5 protein-coding genes are annotated in these 6,491 nt (G+C 68.3%); 1 reads left to right on the top strand and 4 read right to left on the bottom strand.

Annotated features, from left to right (window positions below):
- The first annotated feature begins 689 nt into the window (after nucleotides 1-689).
- On the top strand, nucleotides 690-1,022 hold the full coding sequence (locus tag ACP93_RS22020) for an N-acetyltransferase (RefSeq protein ID WP_048491686.1): 333 nt from the start codon (nucleotides 690-692) through the stop codon (nucleotides 1,020-1,022).
- Between the two features lie 41 nt (nucleotides 1,023-1,063).
- Here ACP93_RS22020 and ACP93_RS16135 read toward each other — a convergent pair whose 3' ends face one another.
- The 4 genes from ACP93_RS16135 to ACP93_RS16120 form a co-directional block, all read right to left on the bottom strand.
- Nucleotides 1,064-2,164, bottom strand: a complete 1,101-nt coding sequence (locus ACP93_RS16135) for an alginate lyase family protein (protein ID WP_048491685.1) — start codon at nucleotides 2,162-2,164, stop codon at nucleotides 1,064-1,066.
- Nucleotides 2,165-2,833: 669 nt separating this feature from the next.
- Nucleotides 2,834-4,189, bottom strand: a complete 1,356-nt coding sequence (locus tag ACP93_RS16130; RefSeq protein WP_048491684.1) for a substrate-binding domain-containing protein — start codon at nucleotides 4,187-4,189, stop codon at nucleotides 2,834-2,836.
- Between the two features lie 154 nt (nucleotides 4,190-4,343).
- Nucleotides 4,344-5,219: a methylglyoxal synthase gene (locus ACP93_RS16125; RefSeq protein WP_048491683.1), complete on the bottom strand. Its 876-nt coding sequence runs from the start codon at nucleotides 5,217-5,219 to the stop codon at nucleotides 4,344-4,346.
- Between the two features lie 106 nt (nucleotides 5,220-5,325).
- Nucleotides 5,326-6,381 carry a glycoside hydrolase family 5 protein gene (locus ACP93_RS16120; protein ID WP_048491682.1) on the bottom strand — a complete coding sequence of 352 codons (1,056 nt, stop codon included), beginning with the start codon at nucleotides 6,379-6,381 and terminating at the stop codon, nucleotides 5,326-5,328.
- Nucleotides 6,382-6,491: the final 110 nt, after the last annotated feature.

Here is a 6,491-nt window from a genome sequence, read left to right as displayed (position 1 = left end):
GAAGTGAAACGCAGCTGCGCCGATGGTAGTGTGGCTCAAGCCATGCGAGAGTAGGTCATCGCCAGGGGCTTTACCCCAAATCCCCGTCCCAAAAGGACGGGGATTTTTTATTGCGCGGGGGAAAAGCAAACAACGCCCACGGCGCAACACAAAACAACGCGCAGCAACGGCTTGGCAGGCGCTGGTCTGGCCACCACCAGCGCCGCCGAGCAATGCGGTTGTCCGACCGACGCCGCAAACAGCTTGGCTCAGCTCCATCACGACACCCGGCTACGCACCGTGCATGCGGATACGGGAATGCCTTGCCAGGGACAGCGTGGATGATCGGCCGCGTAAGTTGCGGATAGTTCGCAAGAGCCAACCTTATGTGCGGCTACCGCGTGGAGGCGCAGCGCGGCTGCCGTCGGCCGCCACCCACCGCGATCCGGCTGTTAAACGACGTCCAGCGCGCCCGCGTCACGCAGCGCCTCGCCTGCAGTCGAGCGTCAACGGCACGCGTGCCGCTGACTTGCGGCACTGCGACGAGGCTGCGCTACCGCAGCCCGCCGGTCAGCAGGCTGATCCCCAACCGCCAGGACGGCGTCCCGTGACCCAACTGCTGCGCCAAGCGCGCGCATGCCGGATCGTAGGCCGCAGCAAGCACCAGCAGCGGCAACCGCGCCCCCCGTTGCATATGGCCTGCCGATCACGTGGTCGGATTTGTCATCGTCGGGCTGCAGCAGCTGCAAGAGTGCACTGTCAAAGAGTTTGCCGATATCTATGTGCTACACAAGTATCGTGGGCTCGGCATCGCCACCGACGTGATCCATCAAATGGTGGTGGTTTCACACCACGCTTGGCTTATCTGCCTATTCCGCCTGGACGTGAATGCGCAGAGATTCTGGGAGCGCGTATTCCGCAGGCTACGATTCTCTTCGGTGCGAGAGTTGCTCCCGCCCGAGTATCCGGACCTGCGCGAGTTCATCGTGAACGAAAGACCTGCTGACAAGGTCAAAATCGAGCGTCGGCAGGGATCGATGTAAGGTCGACACGGTTGCCGAACATCGGCAATGCGAGGGCCGTGCTACTGCGGCGTGTCCGGCAAGGTACTGATGGCCAGTCGCCAGGACGGGGCGACGTGACCGAGTTGCTGCGCCAGGCGCGCGCATGCCGGATCGTAGGCCGCAGCAAGCACCAGCAGCGATTCCGCGCCCTCCGCCGCGTACGGCGTGCCGATCACGTGACCGGCTTCGCCGTTGTCCGAGCGCGCCTTGTCGAAGGGTACCTGGCTGCCGACGAATTCGGCATGGCTGCGCTCGCCGCGCAGGTACGGCAGCAGCCAGTCGACGCTGCGTGCCAGCGATGCGCCGTTCGGTGCGCGCCAGTGGTACAGATCCTCGCCCCGTTCGGAGAACAGCAGCGCCAGCGTCACCAGCGGGCGCAGGTCGTAGACGTGGTAGGACAGCGCATCGCATTCGACGAAGTCGATGCTGCGGCCGTCGGGCAGCAGGTTGTCGGCGATCTGCTGGCGAAAGCCGGTGCGGGCGTAGTCCAGCAAACGGGGATCGTCCAGCGCGGCACCGATCATGCCCACGGTTTTCAGGCGGTGGCTGTGCCAGTTGTTGGTGGCGGTCTTGCGCTTGAGATCGCGCGAGTCGATCTCTGCGTCGGCAATCCTTCGCATCCACGCGTCGACGGCGCGGCGTTGCGCCTCAGCTAGCGCCGGGCGGACGATGCGGTAGGCGAAGATCGCCGGTTCCAGCCCGGTCTCGTCGATCGGGTTGCCGTTGGGCACGTTGCGTGCTGCCCATTGTGCGAGTTGGTCGCCGGCGGCCAGCGCGTCTGCGCGCTCACCCTGCAGGGCGAAGCGCAGCGCCAGTGCCTGGATGCGTGGCATGTCGCCCAGGCTGGCCTCGGTCGCCGCCTTCACCGGATCGCCGTGCAGGCGGCCGCCGGTGCTCAGGTTGTCGATCGGATGCGCCCCCTGCGCGCGTGCCGCATCGGCCAGCCGGCCCTGCGCCGCCTCGACCTGGCCCCAGGCCGGATCGGTGGCGGCCGACGCGTGCAGCCGTTGCCATTGGTCCGCGGTCGGCCACAGCCGCTGCACTGCGGCGGCGGGCGTGCTGTGGGTCAACGCGAGTCCGGCAAGCACCACGCCGAGAATGGCGTGCGATGAAAGAGGCATGGCGATCTCCGGAACCAGTGGCGAGCGTGTCGGGCGAATGTAGGCGCCGTGCGGTGAACGCCGGATGGCCCGGGTCCGGTGCGTGGCGCCAGCATGCGCTCGTCCGTTCCCGTCCGGCGACTGGTCGTATCGGCGATAGCGCGGGGTCATGCGCGCTAGGCTGTTTCTCCTGACCTGAGCGACGCTCGCGGAGTCGTTTTAGGAGTGACATGCGCGTCGCTGCGAGGTGCGGGGACATGGGGGGAACGGCTTCAGCCGAGACGTGCATTTCCCGTAAGGCCCGCTCGAAGCCGCGCTCCCGCAACAGGATTGCTTCTATGAAGCGCGCCGATCACCTTTGCGTGCCGGCTGCCGGGCCGGCTGCCGATCCGGCGACGTCATGCTTGATCATCACGTCGCTTGTGGGGGCGCCGCACGGGCACGATGGCCATTGAATGCCTGCCTGCCAAAGCGCCTACCTCTCATCTTCCGCTGGAGAGGGCGCTTCGCGCTCCGGATCCTCACCCCAACCCCTCTCCCGATGGGAGAGGGGTTTTGGGCTTTTCTTCTCCTTTCGGCACCATGGCCCCTTTTCGGGGGAAGGCGCCCCAAAGGGCGGATGAGGGCACCGGCGATGTCCCGTCACGTCGATGTGCCCAACCGGCTTCGTCCACCCTCCAACGCACTGCCCTATCGCGCGCGATCCAGCAGCCACACTTCGACGCGTTCGTTGCGCGCCTTGGCCGCGGCGTCCTCACCGCCGACCAGCGGATGCAGTGCGCCGAGACCGCGGACCCGTTCCACGGCGACACCGCGTTGCACCAGGTACGCGGCGACCACGTCGGCGCGGTCGTTGCTGGCGATGGTCGGGTACAGGCGGTTGGCACTGTCCGGGGTGGCGAAACCGATCACCGCCAGGGCGCGGCCGTGCATCGCCGGCTGCTGCATGAAGGCGACCAGCCGGTCGAGATCCTGGGTACTGCGCGCCTCGTACATCCCATTGAGCGACTGCAGGCTGAAACGCAGCGTGGTGGTCAGGCGCCGGGCGCCGGTGGCGGCCTGGACGTAGGCAGCGTCCGCATGGGCAACGGCGCTTCCGCCTGGCGGAATGCCTGGGTCGACGTCGATCGCCATGGAGATCGCACCGAGCCGGCGTACCTGCTGTTGCGCCTGCGGGCCGATCGCATACAGCGCCAGGCCGCGGCCGAGCGCCGACATCATCTGGCCGCCGTACAGGCTGTAGCGCTGGACCAAGGGATAGTCCTCGCCGCGCACGGCAGCGGCGGTCGGGAGTACCGCGATACCGCCGTCGGCGATGGCCAGCGCGCGCGTGCCGGCCGGCACCGCCGTGGTCAGCCCGATGATCGCCAGTGCGTCGGGATGGCCGGCGACAGCACGTGCGGCCGTGGCCAGGTCGGGATGCAGGACGTCGCCCGGGGCACGCAGCGCCGGCAGCGCCAGGCGCGCGCGCAGGAAGTCGTCGAGTCCGCCCTGCACGGCGCTGCGATGCGGCGCGATCGGCAGATCCGCACCGCCGAGTTGCGACCAACGGGTGACGCGTCCGCTCAGGATGTCGCGCAACTGCGCCACGCTCATCGTGGCGATGGGGTTGTCGGTGGACACCAGGACCCGCGCGCCATCCAGGGCGACGACGAATTGCTGGTCGGGCGAGGCCAGGTCGCCGAGCTGCCAGGCGGCCTCGCGTTCGCGCGCGTCGGGCTGGCGCGACAGCATCGCCAGTTCGGCGTCGCCATGCACGAGGTCGGCGATGCCGGCGGCCGAGCCGGTACCGGCGATCTCGACCACCAGCGGCGCACCGTCGCGCACCGCGGCGATCTCCAGCGTCGTCGCATCGACGCGACGACGTTGCAGTTGCCGGTAGCCCATGCTCTGCAGCCAGGATTCCACCAGCGCCGGCATCAGCCGCGCGCCGAGGCTGTTGGAGCCGTGCACGCGCAGGCGTTCGGCGGATTGCGCGGACGCGCAAGGCAGCGCGCACAGCGTTGCCGCGCCGAGCAGCAGCAGGCGCAGGATGAAACGCAACATGGGATCCCCCCTGGGATCTGGACAGGGCGGCAGTGTTGGCGATCGGCGTGACATCGCAGTGACCGTGCGCGCGGTCACGCACGACAACGCACCGTCGTGGCATGCCCTGTCGGCTGTCCACGCGCAACGTGATCGCGCGCGGTGACCGCGCGAGTCAGGCCGCGTCGAGGCGGCGCGCGGCGGCTTGCGCCCAGCGCGCGGCGATCGCCGGCGAGGTGATGCACACGGCGTTGTCGGTGACCGTGGTGACCGCACGTTCCAGCAACTGGATGTCGGCCTCGTGCTGGCGCGCGACGTGCGGATCCTCGAAGAAGATAGCGCGGTGGCAACGTCGCTCCAGCACGCGATCGGCGATCTGCGCGTCGCCGCCCATCGGGCCGCTCTGGTAGCGGTGCACCCAGGGCTCGCCCTGCGGCCAGCCGCGGCTCCAGGCCAGTTCGTTGAGCCGCTGTCCGGTGGTGCCGGTGGCCACGCGCTCGGCAAAGCGCGACAGCAGATCGAAATGTTCGCTGGCGAAGGCCAGCATCTGCGGCTTCATCGCGTCATGGGCGATCAATGCCAGGGTCTGCCGCGGCAACGCGTACAGATCGTCGGCGCCGCGGTCCGACGGCAGCGCGGCGTGGATGCGTTCCATCTCCACCCAGTCGCGAGCGCTGGCCACGGTGGAAATGAACGGCTTGCCATGGATCACGCACTGGCGCTTGAGCGCGATCGCCTCGGGAAAGATCGAGGACGGGTCGACCGGATCGATCAGGTAGATGGCGCCGTCCAGGGTCCGCTCGGCGCCTTCCAGTCCGACGACTTCCGCCACCAGCTTCATCAGTCCGCCCTCGCGGCCGAACGGGTAGCGCTTGAGGCCGGCATGGCCGGCCAGCAACCCGGCACGGACGATCGCTTCATGGGTACGGCCAACCGCATGCAGGCCGAGCTGCAGCTCGCGGATACCGGCTTCGCTGGCACGCAGCCAGCGGAACAGCGCGGCATCCTTGCCCTGGTGGTGCAGTCGGTTGGCGGCCAGGCCCAGGCGCATGCGTCGATCCGTGCGGGAGAGGTGCGACAGTCTGCGCCCGATCGCGGTGCAGACTCAATCGTCGCGCGACTCCCGCGCCATCGCTGCGGACATTGTCATGCCGAAGTCATTGCGTGACCTGTTGCGCGCGCACCGCCAGCACCGCCATCTGCGGCTTGCCGGCACCGCTCTTGTCCGGCTGCAGGTTGAACGCGTAGTCGCTGCGCCACCACGCGCCGCCGGCCCAGGCGGTCCAGCCCAGCCAGACGTCGCCGTTGTCGTGGACGTAGCCGAGCATGGTGTCGAGCGCAGCCAGGCAAGTGGGATCGCTGCTGCCGCCGAACTCGCCGAGGAAGCCGCGATAGCCGTTGGCGCGCAGCCATTGGGTGAACCCTTGCAGGCGTTCCGCGCCGATGCTGGTGCCGACACAGGCGGCGCTGGTGCCCGAGGAGTCGGGATCCAGGTACTGGTGCACTTCGAACGCCAGGTTGTCGGCGGGGTCGTGGACCGTCAGCAATGCCTGCGCGTTGGACACGCCGTACCAGGTGCTGTTCCAACTGTGCGCGCCGCTGAAGGCGGTGCCGGGTACCAGGATCAGATTGTCGGCGCCGGTGCCGCGGATCGCGTCGATCGACGCCTGCGCGATGGCCGCCCAATCGCCGGAGGCCAGGCCATTGGGTTCATTCATCAGCCCGAACATCACGCTGGCGTCGTTGCCGAACACCAGGCCCAGGCGCCGCCACAGATCGGCCAGCGCCGCCGCCGGCACCGCGTCGCCGCCGATGCGCACGCCGTCGTACTTGGCGTAGTTGTGCACGTCCAGGATCAGTTTAAGGTCGTAGCGTTTGGCGCGTTCGACCGCGGTGCGCAAGGCGTCGAGCTGCGCGGCGTCGAGCGGACCGTTGGCCTGCGGTTGCAGCCGCTCCCACAGGAACGGCAGGCGCACGATGTTCATGCCCTGCGCCGCGGTGTACGCATAGTCGGCGTCGGTCGGATACACGTAGTCCTTGAACAACACGCCGGGCTTCTTCGCCGAGTTGAACTCGGCACCGGCCAGGTTGATGCCGGCGTAGCGCAGCGTCTGCTGCGCGTTTGCGAACGGCGCGCAGGCGGCCAGGAGAAGACATAGCGCGGCGCGATGCCGCAAGTGTGTGGAACGGGAAACATGGGTCGTGCGTGGCATGGCGGATCCTTCGTGGGGAAAGAGCGGCAGGCGCCGCCGCGATGCGGCGTGCGCGGCCACGCACCACGCTGCAACCGCCATGCCAGAGCGATCGTGGTCATCGGAAATGT

Origin of the sequence: Xanthomonas sp. NCPPB 1128, from assembly GCF_001043115.1 — a bacterium.
Lineage (GTDB): Bacteria > Pseudomonadota > Gammaproteobacteria > Xanthomonadales > Xanthomonadaceae > Xanthomonas_A.
This window is presented reverse-complemented; position numbering and strand designations above follow the sequence as displayed.

Excerpts from the sequence above, each read along its gene's own strand:
- ACP93_RS16135 (WP_048491685.1), bottom strand. The coding sequence starts at position 2,164 with ATGCCTCTTTCATCGCACGCCATTCTCGGCGTGGTGCTTGCCGGACTC.
- ACP93_RS16130 (WP_048491684.1), bottom strand. The coding sequence starts at position 4,189 with ATGTTGCGTTTCATCCTGCGCCTGCTGCTGCTCGGCGCGGCAACGCTG.
- ACP93_RS16120 (WP_048491682.1), bottom strand. The coding sequence starts at position 6,381 with ATGCCACGCACGACCCATGTTTCCCGTTCCACACACTTGCGGCATCGC.
- ACP93_RS16125 (WP_048491683.1), bottom strand. The coding sequence starts at position 5,219 with ATGCGCCTGGGCCTGGCCGCCAACCGACTGCACCACCAGGGCAAGGAT.